We start from the raw sequence: 20,398 nt of genomic DNA on the forward strand, positions 1-20,398 counted from the left end.
TGATGTTCGGCTCGCTCTCGTTGGCCCGCCGGATTCACGTTCCGTTAACCCGCAGCCCTGCTGCGGTCCACCCAAAGCGGCGGTCGGGGACATGTCGGCTCGCTAGTTTGGTCTCTCGCTCACCCATGGGTCTAGACCTATGGGTGTCATCACTCAACACTACAAGATGGGATACGCACCATGCGCGCCTCCTCCACCAATGCCACCCTGACGCTCACGGACCTTGACGGCGTACTCTTCGATTTCAACGGAACCCTTTCCGACGACGAGGGCATCCTGCGGGACTTGTTCATCGACCTGGCCGCAGAGCACTGCTCGGTGACACTAACCGCCCGGCAGTACCAGGAGATCCTGGCCGGCCGCAGCGACCGCGAGATCATGACCGACATCCTCGCCCTGGCCCCTGTCGATGCCGGACCCGTGGAAAAGTACCTGCCGCTGATCGACGCCGAATACGCGGCACGCATCGAACGCGAGGACCTGATCCGCCCGGCCACCCGGGACCTGGTCCGCGCTCTGCACGCGGCGGGCCTCAAGCTGGGCGTCGTCACCGGCGCGAGCCGGTTGCAGGTTGTCCCCGCGCTGGAGCGCGCGGGACTGCTGGACCTCTTCGGCGTGGTCGTCACCGACGAGGACGTCGTCAACGGCAAGCCCCACCCGGAGGGCTTCCAGCGCGCGGCCGCCGAGCTCGGGCTGAACGACCCCACACGGGTTGCCGCGTTCGAGGATTCCGTCCCGGGTCTTGGCGCCGTCGCCGCGGCCGGCATGATCGCCATCTGCGTCGAAGGCACCCACCCGACCGAGGAGTTGGAACGGCACGCGCTGATCATCGTTCCGGAGATCAGCACCGCCTGCCTGGACCTGGACCTCAGCTAGGAGCGGACGCGCCAGGCCTGTCCCGCCCCGCTGCTGCGGGGCGGGACAGGCGAGCTTCCTTGACCCCCGCGGTCGACGCTGGCAGTCTCGTGTCCACACGGGTCGGCGCGGAACCGGGCCGCCGGCGGATCGGAGGGTGTTGATGGAACAGCTTGCGGGCGCCACGGGCAACGGTGTGCCAGCATCACCCCGGGCGGGCGTCCTCCGCGTGGTTCCGGCCAACGAGGCCAGCTGGGAGGACCTTCGGGAGGTTTTCGGCACGCGTGGCGATCCCTCCACGTGCCAATGCCAGTGGTTCCAGAATCCGGGCCGCAGCTTCCGCGAGCTCTCCGACGAGGTTCGCGAGAGTCGCCTGCAAGACCAGACGGCCTGTGGCAACCCCGGCGCCGGGCGAACCAGCGGACTCGTTGCCTACCTGGGCGACACCGCGGTGGGTTGGTGCGCCGTTGAACCGCGCACCGCCTATCCGCGCCTTCTCGGAAACCGGGTTCCCTGGAGCGGGCGCGACGAGGACCGCGAGGATTCCGGGGTCTGGGCGTTGGTCTGTTTTGTCACGCGCACCGGATTCCGCCGCCAAGGCGTTTCGCGCGCGCTGGCGGCAGCCGCTGTGGATTTCGCCCGGGAACGGGGTGCCCGTGCACTGGAGGGCTACCCGATGGTGCTGCCGCCGGGAAAGCAGGCGGTCTGGGGTGAAATGTTTGTCGGCAGCCGCAACATCTTCGCCGACGCCGGCTTCACCGAGGTCAGCCACCCCACCCCGCGGCGGATGGTCATGCGCATCAACTTCACGCCCGAGCCGCAGGCCGGCAGGGCGCGCTGAGGATGCACCGCCGCTTCGCGGGACAACGCCACGTGGATGCCCGCGGCTCCCTACCCCACGCCCCCTTCGTCCGCACGTCGGCGTGAACGTTTGACACCAAATTCCCCGGTTCCGCGATGCCGCCCGCGCTTGCAGATCGCGTGGTCATGCCGGCCCGTTCGATCAGTGGAACAGCGCCGCGGAAGGTAACGGCCCACCTCTTCCTCATTATTGCGAATGATTCTTATTTAGAATACGCTGTCGATCATGAAACCCATCCACTCCGAAAAAACCCATGTCAAAACGTGCCATCCGGATCGCCGGGCACGCCGGACCTTGGCGACGACCACCGCTTTCGCTTCGATGTTGCTGCTCGCATCGTGCGCGGTTTCCCCGACGCCCGGCGCCGCCCCGGGAACTCCGACGTCCCCAAGTCAGCATCCCGAACACGGCGCGGACACGGCCGAGGCTTCCCCCGCCACCGAATCCCGGAAGGCCCAGCCCCGCCTGGCCGTCACCTACGACGGCGGCGTCCTCGTACTGGGCGCCACCGACGGGAAAGTCGTCGCCGACTTCCCGCTGGACGGCTTCAACCGCGTGAACCCCGCCGGCGATGGGCGGCACGTCCTGGTGTCCACCGCCGGCGGATTCCAGGTCTTGGACACCGGATCGTGGTCCGAAGCCCACGGCGACCATTCCCACCACTTCGTCTCCGACCCGATGCTCAAGGACCAAAAATTCCCGGCGGAGAAACCCGGACATGCGGTCCACCACGCGGGACAAACCGCGCTCTTTGACGACGCAACGGGAACCATCCAGCTCTTCGACCCCAAGGACCTGTCCAAGGGAACCTTGCCTCAAACCGAAAACCACACGACGCCGCACGCGCACCACGGCGTCGCAGTGGCGCTTGATGGCGGGCGCCTGCTTGTCACGGAGGGAGACAGCGAATCCCGTTCCGGCATCAGCCTGCTGGATAGGCCGCAAGCCGGCGGCACCAGAAGCACCATCACCACGAGCAAGGACTGCCCCGGGGTGCACGGTGAAGCCACGGCCCGTGACGAGTCCATCGTGGTCGGGTGCCAAGACGGTTTGCTCGTGGTGAAGGACGGAAAGATCACCAAGGTTCCGTCGCCCGACACCTACGGGCGGATCGGCAACCAGTCGGGCAGCGAGGAATCCTCCGTGGTCCTGGGCGACTACAAGAAGGACAAGGACGCAGAGCTGGAACGCCCCACGACGTTCTCACTCACGGACACCGCAACCAACAAGATTCGGTTGGTCGAGACCGACTATTCGTACTCTTTCCGCTCGCTGGGGCGCAGCGCGTCGGGTGATGCCCTCGTGCTCGGCACGGACGGCAAACTCCATGTCTACGACCCGTCGACGGGCAAGGAAAAATCCGCCGTCGAGGTTGTCGGCGCATGGGAGGAACCGCTGGATTGGCAGGAACCCCGGCCCGCATTGCTGGTGGAAGGCAGCACGGCCTTTGTCACGGATCCGGCCAGCAAGGAACTGCACACCGTCGACCTCACACAGGGCAAGGTCACCCGGAGCATCGCCCTGCCCGAAACCCCGAACGAACTGGCAGCTGCATCCAACTAAGAGGGCACCGAGCGTCAATACCCCGCAAACGGGTCCGGACCGCATGGTTGCACCGGAGCACTTACATACACATGGAACCCCTTGCCCTGGCACATGGAATCCATAGACTCACCGCCTAAAGTCATTAGTACCTCATGGAGGTGCGAGTGATGAGAGCACCGGCCGGAACCAAGAACTTTCCCCCATTTCTTGGTTCTGGCCGGTGCTCGACTCGTTAACCGGCGGACCGGCATCAACATGGCCGGGGCTGCGGATTCCGGGCAGGATGAGGCCATCTGACCACCACCCCTGTGGCTCACCCCGGGCACTCAATGCCTGTTTCACATGCAACGTGATGCCCCGACACATGAAATCCATAGACTCTTCTCCTAGAGTCGTAAGTACCTCATGAAGGTGCGAGTGATGAGAGCACCGGCTGGATCCAAGTTGCATTCCCCCGCTTCTTGGTTCCGGCCGGTGCTCGAATTTTTAACCAGATTTTTCCGCCCCGGACCGACCCAGTCGGGGGACGGGCGCCCGCCACGTGCCGAGGGTGCACAATCGAAACATGGACACCCTGTCCGCCCAGCAGCGTTCCGCGCTCATGTCGAAGATCAGGGGCAAGGACACCAAGCCCGAACTGATCGTGCGCAGGTTGCTGCACGCCGCCGGGTACCGCTACCGACTTCAGGGCAGCATCCCGCGTTCAACGATGGTGCAGATTCCCCGGGACCACCCGCAAGCGCACCTGCCCGGCGGCAAGCTCCCGGGACGTCCCGACATCGTCTTTTCAGCGCGCCGAAAGGTGGTCTTTGTCAACGGGTGCTTCTGGCACCTGCACGAATGCCCCACCGGGCAACACGCTCCCCAGACCAATGCGGAATTCTGGGAAGCCAAACGCACCGCGACGCGCGAACGCGACAGGCGCACGCTGGCAGCCCTCGCGGAACTCGGCTGGGAATCCCTGGTGCTGTGGGAGTGCGAGCTCGGCGACCCGCCCACGGTCCTCGACCGCCTCTCGGGATTCCTGGGGCCGCGGGTGGAAGCCACGAATGCGGCGCCGGCATCCGTCCAACGCACCTAGCCAACGGACGCACTTCCACATAGCGTGGGGTCGAACCAGTCGACTACGGGAGGACCCTACATGCGCCACTTGGTCTACTACATTGCCCTCACCCTCGACGGCTTCATTGCCGGCCCGGGGGACGAGGTCGACTTCTTCGAAGGCTCCGAAGACTACACGCAGCACATGATCGAGAAATACTCCGACACCCTGCCCCAGCACGGACGCGAGCACCTGGGCATCGGGAAGGCGCCGCTGACCCGGTTCGACACCGTGGTGATGGGTCGGCGCACCTACGATCCGGCCTTGCAGATCGGCATCACCAGCCCGTACCCGCACCTGCGCCAGATCGTCTTTTCACGAAGCCTCCCCGCAACGGATCCCGCGGTCCTGGTCACCGATGCGGACCCCGTCGCCACCATCCGCGCACTGAAGCAGGCGGACTCCCAACTGGACATCTACCTGGCCGGCGGCGGACAGCTGGCCGGTGCCTTGCTGCCGGAGATCGACGAGATCATCATCAAGCGGTACCCGGTGTTCATTGGCGATGGCATCCGCCCGTTCGGCACGGACTTCGAGCCCAGGCAGTTCACCATGGACGACAGCATCGTCTTTGGGCGAGGAAACTCGATCACGAGTTTCAAGCCGACGCCGGGATTCGTAGATGACCCCATGTAAAGGCGGATGACCCAGCGTTTCGGCATGCTCGAAATCCCGCGAACCCCCTGCATATATTGATGCCGGTGGGCGCCGCACGGTGCGCCCACGCACCCAGAACCGCCAAGCAGCCGCGCGCAATCCCGGACACCCACGGGCCCCTGCACGCGACGGAAACGAGGATCCCATGCCAGCACCCGCGCCAGCCACGAACGCCACCGAAGGGACCAACGCCGGCCGGAGCGACGCCGCGGACTTCGCCGCCGAGTGGCGCAGCTGGCACCAGCATCGCCTGCAGGCGCTCTCCGCACCGCACGGGTTCCTCGCTGTCACCGACCTGCACTGGCTCACGGAAGACCCGACACACTTCGAGGGCATCCCCGGACAGTGGTGGGTCGCCGACGACTGGCTCTACGTGGAGCTGGCCGACGGCGAAAGCCTGCAGCTCAACGGCCACACGGTGTCGGGGCTGCGGAAGCTGGGCAGCATCCCCGAGCGCGAGGGGTTCGACCTGGGCTACGGGGAAACCGTGATCGAGGCTGCCAAGCGCGGCGGCAGGTACCTCCTGCGCCCGCGCCATCCGCAGAACCCGCTGCTGCAGGACTTCAACGGCGTTCCGGCCTACGCACCCGATGCGCGCTGGCGACTCACGGGCTCCTACCGCAGCTTCGGAACACCACGTGAAACAACGGTCGGTGCAGCGGTGGAGGGCATCGAGCACGTCTACGAAGCACCGGGCGAAGTCGTGTTCGAAATCGACGGGGCAACCCACACCCTCACCGCCTTCAACGGCCACGCCGAGGGGACCTTGAACATCCTGTTCACCGACGAGACCTCGGGAAAAACCACCTATGCGGCGAACCGGTCGCTCACCGTGGCCGCCCCGGCCCCGGACGGCACCGTCGTGCTGGACTTCAACAGGGCTGTGAACCTGCCGTGCGCCTTCACGGACCTTGCCACCTGCCCGCTGCCTCCCGCCGAGAACCGCCTGGCCGTGGCCATCGAGGCCGGGGAACGGATCCCTTTCGAACGCGCCACCCGCTGACCCGGTTCGCCCGGCGAGCGCGATGCGCCGGGCGAACGCCGGGCCCGGCCGCTACGTCGCGGAGCGGAAGCGCGTGGCGAACCCGTGGACGGCCAGGGACACGAACACCAGCAGGCAGAGCAGCGCCCCGACCTCGAACGTGAGGTTGATTCCGACGGCGGTGGCGTGGTGGTCGGCGGAAGTGTGCGCCGCGATGACGGCACCGGAGATCGCGGTGCCGAAGGAACTGCCGATGGTGCGCAGGACCTGGTTGAAGCTCACCGAGCTGCCCAGTTCCTCACTCGCCACGCTGCGGGCGATCAGCGCCGGCATTGCCGCGTAGGCGGAACCCAGGCCCAGCCCGAAGAGCAGCATGCCCAGCAGGATTTCCCAGAGCTCGGAGTGCGCCAGCCACAGCAGGGAGCCGGCGACTGCCATCAGTGCGGCCCCGATCGGCAGCAGCGTGGCCAGGGAGAACCTGCGCACCAGCCGGTGCACCAGCCGGTTTGCCACGAAGCTTCCCACGGACAGCGGGAACATCACGAACCCGGCCCAGACCACGGGCAGCGCCAGGCCGTAGCCGGTGCTCTCCGGCGCCTGCGCCACGAGGCTGCCCATCGACAACCCGATGTACAGAGCGGCGCCCAGCCCGATCGCCGTGAGGTTGGCCAGCAGCACCTCCCCGTTCCTGAAGACGTGCAGGTTGATCAGCGGGTGGTCGCTGCGCAGCTCGGTCCACACCCACAGGGACAGCAGCACCGCGGCAACAGCCAGCGCGCCCAGCGTCCACGGCGAGCCCCAACCCCAACGCGGACCCTCGCTGATCCCCAGCAGCAAGGTGCCGAGCCCCAAGCCCAGCAGCGTCGCACCCAGGGTGTCGAAGGGGAGCTTCGCCGCCTGCTCGTCGGGGCCGTCGGGAATCACGCGGATGACAACGACGATCGCGCTGAGCACAAAGAGCGCGGCGAACCAGAAGGCCCACCGGAAGCCGGCGAACCCGGCGATGATCCCGGTCAGCGGGTAGCCGATCCCGATGCCCGTGGCCACGGTGACCGAAAGGCCGGAAATGGCCGCGCGCACCTTGTCTGCCTCCACGTAGCGCCGGGCCAGCGAGATCGTCACAGCGACAACCCCGTAGGTCAGTCCCTGGAGCGTGCGCCCGATCAGGAACACCGTGAAGTTCGGGGCCAGTGCGGCAATGACGGACCCGGCGAGGATGATCGCCAGGGACACCAGCAGCAGCTTCTTCTTGTGCGGGCCGTCGCTGAGCCGGCCCATCACCGGGGTGGCGATGGCCCCGGCCAGCAAGTTCAGGGTCAGCATCCATTGCGCGGTGCTGACCGGTACCCCCATCTCCTGGGAGATCGAGGGCACCAGCAGCATGCCCAGCGAGCTGACGATGGCGGTGGAGAGTGCCGCGTAGATCAGCGCGGGCACCATGGCGGAGCGGGTTTCAGCCACGCGGTTCCTCCGTACCGATCTTCCGAAGCACCGGGATGGCCGCCTTGAGGATCGCGCGTTCGCCTTCGGTCAGCCGGTCGAGGATTGACTGGGCAATCCAGCGCTCCCCGGCGCGGACCTCGTCCGCAAGTTTGGTGCGTCCCGCCTCGGTGAGCTCGATCCAGGTCCTGCGGCGGTCCCCGGCATCGGGTACCCGTTCGATGTATCCCAGGGATTCGAGTTCCGGCGTGGCCAGGGAGATGGCCTGCGGGCTGACCCGTATTGCCGCCGCCAGTTCCTTGCCCGTCGCCCGGCCGTGCTGCGCGAGGTGCTGCAGGATGCCCATCTTGCCCGGGGAGAGGCCGCGTTCGGCGCGCATCCTGCGCGCGAGGGGCTGCAGGGCATCCAGTAGTTCCCTAGCGGATTCGGGGTCGACGGTGCGTTCGGAGGTTGTGCGTTCGGAGGTTGGGTGCTGGGAGGTCATCCACAAATCATACAACCAACTTGATCAAGTTAATTGATCATTATTTCCGTCCATGACGACACCCTGCACGCGACCATCGAACACACCCTGACAAGACCCCATGTCAACAATGGATACACCGGGGCATCCCGCCCACCCGGGGCGTGCGCGTTTTCGCACGATGACTCGACGCCGTCCCTCGCTTGCGCAACGAGCCAGAGGGCGCAAGGCTGGAGGTGACAGCGCACCGACCCGCGGCAAGGACACAGAATGCTGAAACTTGAAGACCTCGACCTGAAACGGATCGGCAGGGCCATGCAGGACGACGGCTCCCTGGGAACCGAGTTCTACCTGGACCTGGACACCGGCGATGTGGTGGTTCCCGGTTTCGAGGAAGACCTGGGCATGGAGGACATCGAGGCCGGCAACTACGCCTACATCGACCGCATCGAAGCCTACGAGTCCTACCAGCACATGGAGGATTTCACCGTCGCACTGCCCGACGGGCCGGCACGCAGGGCACTCGAGCAAACGCTGATCCGCAGCACACCCTTCCGGCACTTCACGGACGTCCTTGAGAATTTCCCCGATGAACGCGAGGCCTGGTTCGGGTTCAAGGACGCGGCAATGCGCGTGGTCATCGTGCGGTGGCTGGTCCACATCGAGGCGATCGAAGACCCCGGGCCCGGCTTCGAATCCGGAGACATGTAGACCGCCCGCGGAGTTCACCAAAAACGCAGCCAAAACCTCTGGACGGTGCCGCGGCCGCCGTGCTGGACTGGCCCCATGTCTACCTACAACATCGGCTACTTCGTCGGGTCCCTGGCCACCGGCTCCATCAACCGCATCCTCTCCAAGGCACTGATCAGCGTGGCACCCGAGTGCCTGCAGTTCACCGAGATCCCCATCAAGGACCTCCCGCTCTACAGCTACGACTACGACGCCGACTACCCGCCCGCGGGGCTGGCCCTGAAGGAGTCGATCGCCGCGTCCGACGGCCTGCTCTTCATCTCCCCCGAGTACAACCGCTCCATCCCGGGCGCGCTGAAGAACGCCATCGACTGGGGTTCGCGCCCGTGGGGCACCAACTCCTTCGCCCGCAAGCCCACCGGCATCATCGGCGCCTCCGTGGGCGCCATCGGCACCGCCGTCATGCAGTCCTCCATGCGCAGCGTGCTCAGCTTCCTTGACGCCCCGCAGCTGAACTCCCCCGAGGCCTACATCAACTTCAAGCCCAACGTCTTCGGTGAAGACGGCACCATCAAGGACGAGTCGACGGCCGACTTCCTGGCCCACTACATGCGCGAGTATGCCGCGTTCGTCCAGCGCGTGCTGGACGCCAACGCCGAGGGGCACATCGGCGACCCCGACCCGGTGGTGAAGGTCGAGAAGTAGCCGCGCGCACAGCCCCCGTTTCAACCACCTCGAACTCTGCGTGCCGCCAGGTGAGGCTGCACGCAGGGTTCGATGCCGTTTGCCCGGGGCCTAAATCTCGACGAAGGCCCCCGCCGCAAGGCCGTCGGCGCTCACCACGTGGGCAACAACCAGCGCCTGGCTCGGGACGGGGTTGCCACCGACAGCTGCCGGGATGACCTCGGCGGGCAGCATGGCTGTGGCCTCCCAGGTGCCACCCGTGCGGCGGACCGCCGCCGGGGCACCGTTGACGGTCAGGGTGATAGCGTCCCCGGTCTGCGCGTCAATGGTGCCGCTGACCTGAATCCGCCGTGCACCCTCGTGGTAGCTCGTCGGGTCGATAGCGGCCCGCACCGTGATGGCCGGCTGCCCGTGCGCGGAACCAAAGACCGCGGGCGCAGTCCGGGCGATCGTGTCCCCGGTGAGCGCCGGGGCCAGCTGCGGCGCGGTGCGCAGCGCGGCGGCCACTTCGAAGGCGTAGCCGAAGGCCAGCAGGTTGTCGTCGTCGTAGGCGGCTCCGGCAAAGGTCATGCCCACCGGCATGCCCGTGTCCTCCATGGTGCCCATGGGCACCGTGACGCTGGGGATGCCCAGGTGGCGCAGGACGTAGTTGCCGTTGGAGTAGAACACGCCGTTCTTCCAGGCCTCGTCGGCGGAGGCCACATTGAGGTCGGCATCCGCGAGGGCCACGTCGGAGTTGGCCGGGAAGACGATGCCGTCGAGACCCTCCGCGGCAAGCCAGTCCTCGAAGTGTTCCTTGCGCATGGTTTCGAGGGCGCTCAGGGCATCGTGGAACCCGGACAGGGAGGCGACGTCGCCCATGCCGTCCGCCGCAAGGCGCACCACATCGCGGTAGCGGTTCTCGTAGTCCTCGACCTCGATGTAGCGGTCCGGCAGCGACCCGGCGGGCGTCGGGAAGATCTGCGTGTGGTCGACGTCGGCCAGCAGGTTGAGTGCCGGGTCGTTGTTGGCGCGCAGGAACGTGTCCCAGCCGTGGGCGATCAACTCGGTGAACTCCGTATCCATCCACCCCGCTGGCAGGATGCCGAGCGCGTCGAGCCGCTCCCCGCCCGGGGTATCGCCCTCGTACTTCTCCACCACCGGCAGGCCGACCTCGATGACCGTGGCACCCAGGGCCTCAAGCTTCGCCCGGGCATCCGCCCACAGAGCGAGGATGGACGGGCGGACCTCGATCGGGAAGGACGGATCCTGGCCCAGGTACATCGCCGGCACGCCGAAGCGCTTGCCCTCCAGCGCGTTGGGGTTTTCCAGGGACCTGTAGCTCGCGGGGCGGACCTCGGCGACGGACGGCAGCGCGACGGCAACCTGGTCTCGCCAGAAATCCCCTGTGGTGTTCGCATCCTCGGCGACAATGACGTCCAGGACGCGCAGCATGTCCGCGACGCTCCGGGTGTGCGGGACCACCACGTCGCGGGTGGGGAACAGCGGCCAGTTGCCGCGGATGGAGATGACCCCGCGCGAGGGGGTGTAGGCGCAGATCGCATTGTTGGAGGCCGGGCTGCGGCCCGAGGACACGGTCTCCTCCCCCATCCCGAAGGCGCAGAGGTTCGCGGCTGTGGCAACCGCCGACCCGTTGGAGGAGCCCGAGGCGTAGGCCGCGGCCAGGTAGGTGGTGTTGTAGGGGCTTTCCGCGCGCCCGTAGACCCCGCGCTGCATACCGCCGTCGGCCATGGGCGGCATGTTGGTCTTGCCCAGCAGGACCCCGCCGGCCTCGCGGATGCGGGCCACGGTGAAGGCGTCGTCCTGGGCGACGAGGTCCTTGAATGCCGGCGAGCCACCGGCCACCGTCAGGCCTTTCACCATGTAGCTGTCCTTGACGGTGAAGGGCACTCCCTCCAGCGGCCCGGCCACACCGCTGCGGCGGCGCTCGTCCGAGGCCTCGGCCTCGGCAAAGGCCTCGGGGTTCAGGATCGGCACGGCGTTCAGGCGGACTCCCGAGCGGTCGTAGCCACCGATGCGCGCCAGGTACGCCCCGACCAGTTCGACGGAGGTTGTCGAGCCGTTTTCGAGCGCTTCGAGGATCTCATCGACGCTGGCTTCAATGAGGGTAAACGGTGTTCCCATGGGGTCTTTTCCTTTGTTTTGCTGGCGGATCGCGCCCCATCCGGCGGGTTCCACGGTGCGGAATGCGGGCCTTCAAACATTATTGACTGGATTTTCAGTTAATGCTAGTTTGTGATCCGCACAACAACCCTGAACCAGCAAAAAACGAGGCGGGCAAGCCCATGGAGAGCGGACAGCAACAGATGCAAGCACCAAGCCGGGACGAACTGATAGCGGCACGTCCGGACAAGTTCGGCCGCGTCGAACGCGCCGGCGTCGAACTGATTCCCGAAGAGCAGCGCGACTCGACGCCCCGGAACGTCTTCGCCGTCTTCGTGGGCGGAAACCTCGCGTTCTCCGTCATCATTTTCGGCTGGCTGCCCATCACCTTCGGGTTGAACTGGTTCCAGGCCGTTTCGGCAAGCCTCGTCGGGCTGGTCCTCGGGTTGCTGATGGTCTACCCGATGACGCTGCTCGGACCCCGGACCGGAACGAACAACCCCGTCTCCAGCGGCGCCCACTTCGGGGTCCGCGGACGGCTCATCGGCTCCGCCGTGACGCTCATGTTCGCCATCGCCTACGCGGCAATCGCCGTCTGGACCTCGGGCGAGGCCCTTGTGGTCGGACTCAACCGCCTGTTCGGGACACCCGACGGGCAGAACGCCATGATGGTCGGCTACGCGATCATCGCGGCCGAGATCATCCTGATCGCCCTCTTCGGCCACGGGACCGTCGTGACAATGCAGAAGTACGTGATCCCCGTGGCGCTCGTCCTCCTGCTGATCGGTGTCTTCGCCTTCGCCCCGGGTTTCGACCCCACGGCGGTGCGGGCCGAGTACCTGATGGGCGACTTCTGGCCGACCTGGCTCTTCGCCGTCACCATCTCCATGGGCGGCCCGATCTCCTACGCCCCGGCGGTCGGCGACTACACGCGCCGGATCTCCCGCAAGCGCTTCAGCGACAGGCACATCGCGCTGGCCTCCTGCGCCGGGATCTTCCTGGGCCTGTTCGCCGCAGCGGTCTTCGGCGCCTTCACCGCCTCCTCCTTCGTCGAGCTTTCACCCTCCTACGTGGCGGACCTGATCAACTACGCACCGTCCTGGTACGTCGTCCCGATCATCCTCATTGCCCTGGCCGGCGGCCTGGGCCAGGGCGTCATCAACATCTACGCCAGCGGGCTGGACCTCGAATCCATCATCCCGCGCCTGACCCGCACGCAAACCACGCTGATCACCTCCGGAATCGCCGTGGTCGTCATGTACATCGGGGTGGTCTCGGTGAACGCCATCGACTCGATCACCGGGATGACGGTGGTGCTCAACGCCGTCGCCGGTTCCTGGCTGGCAGTGAACATCGTCGGCTTCCTCGTGGCACGCAAGGGCATCTACGACCCGGAGGACCTGCAGCGCTTCGGGGACGGCAAGACCGGCGGCAAGTACTGGTTCACCGGCGGCTGGAACCTGCGGGCGGTCATCCCCTTCGCCATCGGCTCGCTCGTCGGACTCATGATCGTCTCCAACAAGTTCTACGCGGCACCCTGGGCAAACATCGCCGGCGGAATCGACATCAGCCTGCCCGCCGCCGCACTGGTGACTGGCGCACTCTATGCCCTCTCGCTACGGTTGTGGCCGGAGCACGTGGCATCGGGAACGGTGCCACGACAACAACACCTGAAGGGGTAGGCATGGCGGTTGACAACCAAACACGCATTCTCGAGGCATGCGCCAGGCGCATATCGGAGAACGGCGTGCGGGGAATGCGGGTGCAGGACGTGGCAAAGGAAGCGGGGGTTTCCTCGGGGCTCCTCTACTACCACTTCACCGATCGCGACGGGCTGCTGGCGGCAACCCTGCGGTATGTCAACGATTCCTCGCTGAGCCGGCGCCACGGCCTCGAGGCCAGGACCGACGAAAGCTACGCCGAAATCCGCAGGCACCTGCTGGCCGAGATCGAGGACGTGGATACGGTCAAGGCCAACTCGATCGTCTGGAACGAGATCCGTGCGATAGCCGTCTTCGAACCCGCGCTGGCCGAGCACCTCGAAGCCTCGACCGCTGCGTGGCAGAGCTTCGTCGCGGACCTGGTCCGGGCACACCGGCCCATGGACGAACCCGCCGCACAACAAATCTCCCTGCTGCTGACCACCCTCGTCGAGGGGTTGTCGGGACGCTGGCTCTCGGGCCAGATCACGACGGAACAAGCGCAGGCCGCCCTCGATGCCGGGATCGAAGCACTGGTCCCCCGGCACTGAGCAGCGCGAACATGAAAGAAAACCTGTTTCCCGGTGGAAGGGTTCCACCGGCAACCTAAAGGAGAACACCCCCTCATGAGCACCTGGACGATGCCCAGCGAATGCGACCCGCAGGAAAAGATCTGGATGAGCTTCCCGCCGCACGGCGAGAGCTTCGGGGAAAGCGCGGAAGCCAGTGCCGACGCGCGCGCCGCCTGGGTGGCCGTCGCCCACGCGATCCTCGAGTTCGAGCCCGTCACGGTGATCGCCGACCCGAGCGACGCCGCGCTGGCCCGCCAGATGCTGCACCCCGACATCGAGGTGATCACCGCCTCGCTGGATGACGCCTGGCTGCGCGACTCCGGGCCGACCTTCGTGCTTAACGAGGCCGGCGAACTCGGCGCCGTCGACTGGGTGTTCAACGGCTGGGGCCAGCAGGAATGGGCCCGCTGGGAGAAGGACGCCAAGCTCGGCGCCTTCGTCGCCAACCTCGCCGGCGCGCAGCTCATCGACTCCGACATGGTTAACGAGGGCGGCGGCATCCACGTCGACGGCGAGGGCACCGTCCTGCTGACCGACACCGTCCAGCTCGACCGCTTCCGCAACCCGGACATGTCGCGCAACCAGATCGAGGCGGAACTCAAGCGCACCATCGGCGCCCAGCGCGCCGTCTGGCTGCCGCGCGGCTTGTACCGCGACTCCCAGCGCTTCGGCACCCGCGGCCACGTCGACATCGTTGCGACAATCCCCAGCTCCGGCACCATCCTGTTGCACCGCCAGATGGACCCCACGCACCCGGACTACTTCCTCTACGACGTGCACCGCGCCGCCCTCGAGGAATCCAGCGCCCCCGACGGAAACCCGTGGAACATCGTGGACATCCACGCACCGGCCACGCTCACGGACGAGGAGGGCTGGGTCGACTACAGCTACGTCAACCACCTGGTGGTCAACGGCGGGGTGATCGCCTGCTCCTTCAACGACGAGAACGACGCCGCGGCGGCAGAGGTCCTGGCCAAGGTCTACCCGGGCCGCAAGGTCGTCAGCGTCGATGCCCGCAACATCTTCGCCTACGGCGGCGGCATCCACTGCATCACCCAGCACCAGCCGAAGGCCGTCAGGAAGTAGGCACACAGAAGCGGGTGGTTCGCATCCCTCGGGAATGCGAACCACCCGCGCGTTTTGTCGCGCCGGAAAGCGGCCGGCGGCCCGCTACCCGTTGCCTTCCGGCACCGAGGCACCCGGTGTCACGTAGACCTTGCGCAGGGTCTCGGTCACTGTCCAGATGGTCTTCATGCCCGCGCTCAGGCGCATGAACGATCCCGGGGACAGCTCGACGCTCCGTGCCGGCCGTCCCTCGAAGGGCCCGATCACCACGGTGCCGCGCCCGGCGGTGACAACGAAGATTTCCTCGGCTTCGACGTCGAACATGTTCCCGGTGCTCATTTCCCAGACACCGAATTCGACCCCGGCCAGCGAACCCAACCCGATGGAGCCGGTCGTGGGACTGTCCCCGCCGTCCTGCTCGGGTGCCACGGCCTCGTGGACAAGCTCCAAGGCCGAAACCTCGACGCTCTCGCCTCCGCGCAGGGCTTCCAGCCGGAAATCGGTTGACGTTGCGGTGTTTTCCCCGGCCGTGCCGCGTGCTGCGTTGCTCATGAATCAAACCCCATTCCCAGTGCGTCCATGGTCTTCAGGAAGAGTCCCCGCTTGCCCTGGTTGCGGTCCGCGCGGGCCAGTTCCCCGGTCATGAGCTTGACGCCCATCCAGGCCACCGGCTCGGGCGGGAACGGGATCGGCTTCTTCTTCACCATGTCCAGTTCCGTGCGCTGCGTCTTTTCCCCGGAGAGCAGGTCGAGCATGACGTTTGCGGCGAAGCGGGTTGCCCCCACGCCCAGGCCGGTGAACCCGGCGGTGTAGGCGACGCGCCCGTTGTGCGAGGTGTCGAAGAAGGCGAAGAACCTGCTGCAGGAGTCGATGGCGCCGCCCCAGGCGTGGGAGAACTTCACGCCCTCGAGCTGCGGGAAGGTGAAGTAGAAGTGGGTGACGAGCTTGCGGAAGGTCTCGGTGTTCTGGTCGTATTCGGGGCTGACCTTGCCGCCGAAGTAGTACTCGGCGTCGTAGCCGCCGAAGAGGATGCGCACGGCGCCGTTGGCGTCGCGGGTCATCCGGTAGTAGTGGAACCTGTTGTTCAGGTCCGCAAGTCCCTGCTTGTCCTTCCACCCCAGCGAATCGAACTGTTCCTCCGTGAGCGGTTCGGTCATCAGCGCGTAGTCGTAGACCGGGATGATGTGCAGGCGGTGGCGCTTGAGCAGCGACGGGAACACGTTGGTGGCCAGTGCGACGCGCTGCGCGGAGACAATCCCTGCACTCGTTGCCACAACGACCGATTCCGGGGTGTCGTCGATCGAGGTTGCCTGCGTGTTCTCGAAAATCTGCACGCCCAATTCCAGGCAGGCGCGCCGCAGACCCCAGGCCAGCTTGGCCGGGTTGACCATCGCCGTCCCCTCCTTGTCCCACAGGCCCGCCTTGTAGACCGGCGAGTGCACGCTGGCCCGGACCTCGTCGCGGTCCAGGAACTCGAGTTCCGGGTAGCGTTTGGTTTCATCGCGCAGCCACTGCACCTGGTGGTCCTCGGTGGCCAGCTTGAGGACGCCGGAGAAGGTGAACTCGCAGTCGATGCCGTAGCGCTCCACGGCATCGGCAAGTTCGCGCAGGTTCTCCAGGCCAAGCTCGCGCAGCAGGTCGTTTTCCTGCGGCAGGTGCTGGCGGCCGTTGGAATCTCCGTGCACCAGCGAGGCCTCGCAGAACCCGCCGTTGCGCCCCGACGCCGCCCAGCCGATGCGCTGGCCTTCGATCAGCGTGACGCTGCGCCCGGGATCGCGTTCCTTGGCCATCAGCGCCGTCCAGAGGCCCGAGTACCCGCCGCCGACCACCAACAGGTCGGTTTCCACTGTCCCCTCCAGGGCGGGCAGGGCCGCGGGACGTTCCGGGTCGTCAAGCCAGTAGGGCACGTGGCTGACCCCGTGCAGGGCGGCATCGATCGCCGATGCCTCGTAGGATTCGGCCACGTTTTCGTAGATGCTCATGTTGTACTTTCATTTCCGGTTTTCGTGCCGCGGGAGGGCCGTGGCCGGCGGCGAAGCCGGCCACGGCGCTCCCGCGGCACCTTGGTGCAGGGGACCTCAGTGTTGTTGGTGTTCGGTCCCGGTCAGGCCTGCGGGGGCGAAGGACGCGGATGCCGCAGGGGCGGCGCCCACGTTGATCATGGCCACCCCGGCGACGGCCAGGAGGATGCCTGCGATTTGGAGGGCGGTGAGCCGTTCGGCGAAGAAGACCACACCGATCAGGGCGATCGCCATGGTGCCCGCGGCGGACCAGATCGCATAGGCCACGCTCAGCGGGACGTACCGCAGCACGAGGCTCAGCGTGTAGAAGGAGGCCGCGTAGCACAGCACCGTGCCGATGCTCGCCAGGGGTTTGGTGAATCCCGCCGAGAGCTTCAGCAGCGAGGTGGCGAGGATTTCCGCGGCGATGGCCACCGCCAGGAGGAACCAGTGCATGGTCGCGACACTCCCTTCTCGGGCGGCTAGCTGGCGTTCGTGGGTTCGGAGACGGACTCCGCGACCCGCTTGCGTGCATCGTTCTTCTGCACGAACACCCAGATCACCACGCCGGAAGCGAGCACGCCCAGGGCGATGGCCAGTTCCTTGAACCCGCCGTATCCGGTGACCGAGAAGCCGGTGGCGCCGACGACAAGGATCAGCACCATGAACACCGTCAGCACGATCGAGAGCGGGACGAAGAACGGGGCGAGCTTGATCGGGCGCGCGGCGTCAGGGCGGTCCTTGCGCAGCAGGAAGAAGCCGGAGACCGCGAAGATGTGGGTGAGGATGTAGCCGAGGTTGCCCGTCACGATGATGGCCAGCGGGGACTGCAGGACCACCAGCACCAGGATGTTCATGACAAGCATGACGTTCAGTGCGCGCAACGGGATGCCGCGCTTGTTCAGCTTGCCCACGGCCCGCACGGTGATGCCCGACTTGCCCATGTTGAACAGCACGCGGGAGGCGTCGGCCACGGAGGTGGTCATGATCAGCAGCAGCGAGGCGATCAGGCACAGGACCATGAGGTCGGAAGCGCCGCCCACCAGGGACGCGAAGCTGGAGATGAAGAAGGTTGCAGGGTCCTCCTGGATGGCGGCCTCGCCGGCGTAGCCGCCCAGGGTGATCGGGATGAGGAAGAAGACGCCCATGCAGAAGAGCACTGCTGCTTTGATGGCCTTGGTGGTGTCCTTGACCGAGTCGCGGTATTCGGGGGCGAACGTTGCGCACACCTCGATGCCGAACGTCGTCCAGGCCATGATGTAGAGCCAGACCAGTGCCCGGTGCAGGCCGTCCAGACCGTGCAGGTTCCAGGTCAGTTCGCCCGGTGCCCACTGGCCGCTGAAGAGCGGCAGGACGATGAAGGCGAAGAGCGGGATCATCAGGATGCCCGCGGTGATATACACGAAGGCCATGGTCAGGCGGACACCGACCACGTTGATCAGGTACATGAAGAGGATGACGCCAATGCCGATCAGGATCGGCAGGGTGATTTCAATGGGCCCGATGTTCAGGGACCAGGCGGAGTCCGGGAACCACTGCGCCGTGATCAGGGCGCCGGTCACCGCGCCGTAGGTGGCGAGGTTGGTGCCCCAGGGGAACCAGTAGCCGACGCTCGCCAGCGGTGCGACCCACGGGGCCCGCTTCTTCCACGCCTCGGCGGCGTAGTGCGTGATGCCGCCGGAGGAATCCGGGAACATCGTCGCAAGTTCGGTGTAGATCCAGTTCACGCCCATGGCGATGACCATCGACACGGCCCACAGGAAGGCAGCGCCCCAGCCGCCGAGGTCCGCGATGGTGGCACCGAGGGTCGCGATCAGCGCGGCCGGCATGGTCATGGACATTGCGAACCCGTCGAACCATCGCATCTTCTTGGGTAGTTGCTCGTCGCTCTCGGGGAGCGCTGTCTGCTCGGCCATTAGTGCTTCTCCAAATCGGTCACCGTCAGTAGGACAAACAGAAGCTTGTCAAAGTTAGCGGGAAAGTCAATAGCTGGACACTAAATTGCTCTCACAACAAACGCGCATTGAAAACTGCTCTTGACGGCAATTCTCAGAGGACTATAGTGATCTACATCATCAACCGAGGTTTCCCCTCGAAAGGAAAACGGATCCCATGACTGCTGTCTCCGTGCCGACACGCACGCAACTCTTTATCGCCGGCGAGTACTCCGATGGAAGTGGCGAGGATCGCTACGATGTCCTCAGCCCCTCCACCGGTGAATTCATCGCCTCGATTCCCGTGCCGACCGAGGCAGACCTGGAGTTGGCCGTTGCCAAGGCCCACGAGGCCAAGGGCGCCTGGCAGAAGCTCGGCGTCTTCAAGCGCGCCGAGATCTGCCACAAGATCGGCAACGCACTCGAGGCACGCATCGACGAGCTCGCCCGCCTGCAGTCCATGGAGCAGGGCAAGCCGCTTGCCGAGTCCATCGCCGACATCACCGAAGCCGCCCAGCTCTTCCACCTGCACGCCGAGGACGCCATCCGCCTCAACGGCGAAACCATCCCGTCCTCCGACACCGACAAGCGCATGTTCACCTTCCGCGCCGCCGTGGGCGTCTGGGGCATCATCACCCCATGGAACTTCCCGCTGCTGATGTTCGCGGAGTTCGTCGCACCGGGCCTCGCCACCGGCAACGCCCACGTGGTGAAGCCGCCGTCCAACACCTCGCTGACCGTGCTCGCGGCCATGGAGTGCCTGATCGAGGCGGGCGTCCCCGCCGGCCTGGTCTCCATCCTTCCGGGCGAGGGCGACTTCGGCGCCAAGCTGGTCTCCCACGAGGGCATCGACGCGATCGGCTTCATCGGCTCCTCGGCCACCGCCGCCAAGATCCAGAAGACCGCGGGCTTCAAGCGCTCCATCATGGAGGCCTCCGGCAACGGCCCGGTCGTCGTGCTGGCCGACGCCGACCTCAAGCGCGCCGCCAAGGCCGCTGTGGACGGCGCATTCTTCTGCGCCGGCCAGGTCTGCTGCGCCACCGAGCGCGTGATCGTCCACAAGGACATCCACGAGGCCTTCGTCAAGGAGGTCCTGGAGTACGCCAAGGCCACCGTGAAGCTCGGCGACCCGTTCGCCGAGGGCACCAACCTGGGCCCGCTGAACAACGAGACGGTCGCCGTCAAGATGGATGCGCACATGGCCGACGCCCGCGAGCGTGGCCTCGACATCCTGCTGGGCGGGAAGCGCAGCACCGACTTCCCCACCGACCTCTACTACGAATTCACCGTGGTGGACAACGTGAGCGAGGACAGCCTGCTCAGCCGCGAGGAGTCCTTCGGCCCGGTACTGCCGATCATCGTGGGCCAGGACGACGACGACATCCTGCGCATCGCCAACTCCGACGCGCTGGGCCTGCAGTCCGCGGTCTTCACGCAGAACATGAAGACTGCCTTCCGCTTCATGGAGGAGATGCAGACCGGCCAGGTCGTCGTCAACGACTCCAACGGCTGGTGGGACATCAACATGCCGTTCGGCGGCGCCGGCGGCAAGGGCACCGGCTGGGGCCGCATCGGCGGCGTGCACACGCTGCTGGACATGACCGACCTCCGCACGGGCGTCATCCACCTCGGCTAAGGTAAAAGACAGGTACGGCTGTGGCGATACGGAAGTATCGCCACAGCCGTACGCACTTAACAAGGAGCCAACGGCGCCGCGGCAGTCCCGCCCCTCCGGGCGCCTGAC

18 protein-coding genes and 1 pseudogene are annotated in these 20,398 nt (G+C 66.2%); 12 read left to right on the top strand and 7 right to left on the bottom strand.

Features of this window, described 5'->3' with window-relative positions:
• The first annotated feature begins 180 nt into the window (after positions 1-180).
• The 6 genes from ACSYDW_RS05860 to ACSYDW_RS05885 all read left to right on the top strand — a co-directional run bounded on the left by ACSYDW_RS05860 (position 181) and on the right by ACSYDW_RS05885 (position 6,024).
• Positions 181-876 carry an HAD family hydrolase gene (locus tag ACSYDW_RS05860; protein WP_438337774.1) on the top strand — a complete coding sequence of 232 codons (696 nt, stop codon included), beginning with the start codon at positions 181-183 and terminating at the stop codon, positions 874-876.
• A gap of 142 nt (positions 877-1,018) precedes the next feature.
• On the top strand, positions 1,019-1,696 hold the full coding sequence (locus tag ACSYDW_RS05865) for a GNAT family N-acetyltransferase (protein ID WP_438337775.1): 678 nt from the start codon (positions 1,019-1,021) through the stop codon (positions 1,694-1,696).
• A gap of 315 nt (positions 1,697-2,011) precedes the next feature.
• Positions 2,012-3,280 (top strand): zinc metallochaperone AztD, encoded by a 1,269-nt coding sequence (gene aztD, locus ACSYDW_RS05870; RefSeq protein WP_438337776.1) that lies wholly within the window; start codon positions 2,012-2,014, stop codon positions 3,278-3,280.
• 547 nt (positions 3,281-3,827) lie between these two features.
• Positions 3,828-4,343 carry a very short patch repair endonuclease gene (locus tag ACSYDW_RS05875; RefSeq protein ID WP_438337777.1) on the top strand — a complete coding sequence of 172 codons (516 nt, stop codon included), beginning with the start codon at positions 3,828-3,830 and terminating at the stop codon, positions 4,341-4,343.
• A 60-nt stretch (positions 4,344-4,403) separates the two neighbouring features.
• On the top strand, positions 4,404-5,000 hold the full coding sequence (locus tag ACSYDW_RS05880; RefSeq protein ID WP_438337778.1) for a dihydrofolate reductase family protein: 597 nt from the start codon (positions 4,404-4,406) through the stop codon (positions 4,998-5,000).
• Positions 5,001-5,166: 166 nt separating this feature from the next.
• A complete protein-coding gene (locus ACSYDW_RS05885) occupies positions 5,167-6,024 on the top strand; it encodes a DUF1684 domain-containing protein (protein ID WP_438337779.1) in 858 nt (285 codons plus the stop codon).
• A 51-nt stretch (positions 6,025-6,075) separates the two neighbouring features.
• On the opposite strand, the gene ACSYDW_RS05890 is transcribed toward ACSYDW_RS05885, so the two are convergent.
• Positions 6,076-7,464 carry an MFS transporter gene (locus ACSYDW_RS05890; protein ID WP_438337780.1) on the bottom strand — a complete coding sequence of 463 codons (1,389 nt, stop codon included), beginning with the start codon at positions 7,462-7,464 and terminating at the stop codon, positions 6,076-6,078.
• Positions 7,457-7,927 carry a MarR family winged helix-turn-helix transcriptional regulator gene (locus ACSYDW_RS05895; RefSeq protein ID WP_438337781.1) on the bottom strand — a complete coding sequence of 157 codons (471 nt, stop codon included), beginning with the start codon at positions 7,925-7,927 and terminating at the stop codon, positions 7,457-7,459. Before ACSYDW_RS05895 ends, ACSYDW_RS05890 begins: the two co-directional genes overlap by 8 nt.
• 249 nt (positions 7,928-8,176) lie before the next feature.
• Here ACSYDW_RS05895 and ACSYDW_RS05900 point away from each other — a divergent pair, with 249 nt between their 5' ends.
• Positions 8,177-8,617, top strand: coding sequence for a UPF0158 family protein (locus ACSYDW_RS05900; protein WP_438337782.1), 441 nt, complete (start codon positions 8,177-8,179; stop codon positions 8,615-8,617).
• A 75-nt stretch (positions 8,618-8,692) separates the two neighbouring features.
• Positions 8,693-9,301, top strand: coding sequence for an NADPH-dependent FMN reductase (locus tag ACSYDW_RS05905; RefSeq protein WP_438337783.1), 609 nt, complete (start codon positions 8,693-8,695; stop codon positions 9,299-9,301).
• Between the two features lie 438 nt (positions 9,302-9,739).
• Here the strand turns inward: ACSYDW_RS05905 and ACSYDW_RS05910 are convergent.
• A pseudogene (locus ACSYDW_RS05910) lies at positions 9,740-11,404 on the bottom strand (amidase); the annotation flags it as partial.
• 161 nt (positions 11,405-11,565) lie between these two features.
• On the opposite strand from ACSYDW_RS05910, the gene ACSYDW_RS05915 reads away from it, so the two are divergent.
• The 3 genes from ACSYDW_RS05915 (at position 11,566) to ACSYDW_RS05925 (ending at position 14,741) form a co-directional block, all read left to right on the top strand.
• Complete coding sequence (locus tag ACSYDW_RS05915) at positions 11,566-13,065, top strand: purine-cytosine permease family protein (RefSeq protein WP_438337784.1); 1,500 nt, start codon at positions 11,566-11,568, stop codon at positions 13,063-13,065.
• Between the two features lie 2 nt (positions 13,066-13,067).
• Positions 13,068-13,634, top strand: coding sequence for a TetR/AcrR family transcriptional regulator (locus ACSYDW_RS05920; protein WP_438337785.1), 567 nt, complete (start codon positions 13,068-13,070; stop codon positions 13,632-13,634).
• 75 nt (positions 13,635-13,709) lie between these two features.
• Positions 13,710-14,741: an agmatine deiminase family protein gene (locus tag ACSYDW_RS05925; RefSeq protein ID WP_438337786.1), complete on the top strand. Its 1,032-nt coding sequence runs from the start codon at positions 13,710-13,712 to the stop codon at positions 14,739-14,741.
• A gap of 84 nt (positions 14,742-14,825) precedes the next feature.
• Here ACSYDW_RS05925 and ACSYDW_RS05930 read toward each other — a convergent pair whose 3' ends face one another.
• The 4 genes from ACSYDW_RS05930 to ACSYDW_RS05945 form a co-directional block, all read right to left on the bottom strand.
• On the bottom strand, positions 14,826-15,272 hold the full coding sequence (locus ACSYDW_RS05930; RefSeq protein ID WP_438337787.1) for a cupin domain-containing protein: 447 nt from the start codon (positions 15,270-15,272) through the stop codon (positions 14,826-14,828).
• A complete protein-coding gene (locus ACSYDW_RS05935; RefSeq protein WP_438337788.1) occupies positions 15,269-16,702 on the bottom strand; it encodes an NAD(P)/FAD-dependent oxidoreductase in 1,434 nt (477 codons plus the stop codon). The genes ACSYDW_RS05930 and ACSYDW_RS05935 overlap by 4 nt, the downstream gene beginning before the upstream one ends.
• 96 nt (positions 16,703-16,798) lie before the next feature.
• Complete coding sequence (locus tag ACSYDW_RS05940; RefSeq protein ID WP_438337789.1) at positions 16,799-17,176, bottom strand: DMT family transporter; 378 nt, start codon at positions 17,174-17,176, stop codon at positions 16,799-16,801.
• A gap of 26 nt (positions 17,177-17,202) precedes the next feature.
• Entirely contained in the window at positions 17,203-18,636 is a 1,434-nt protein-coding gene (locus ACSYDW_RS05945) for an APC family permease (protein ID WP_438337790.1), read from the bottom strand.
• Positions 18,637-18,832: 196 nt separating this feature from the next.
• On the opposite strand from ACSYDW_RS05945, the gene ACSYDW_RS05950 reads away from it, so the two are divergent.
• Positions 18,833-20,290, top strand: coding sequence for an aldehyde dehydrogenase family protein (locus ACSYDW_RS05950; RefSeq protein ID WP_438337791.1), 1,458 nt, complete (start codon positions 18,833-18,835; stop codon positions 20,288-20,290).
• Positions 20,291-20,398 lie beyond the last annotated feature (108 nt).

Source organism: Paeniglutamicibacter selenitireducens, assembly GCF_051550675.1.
GTDB lineage: Bacteria > Actinomycetota > Actinomycetes > Actinomycetales > Micrococcaceae > Paeniglutamicibacter.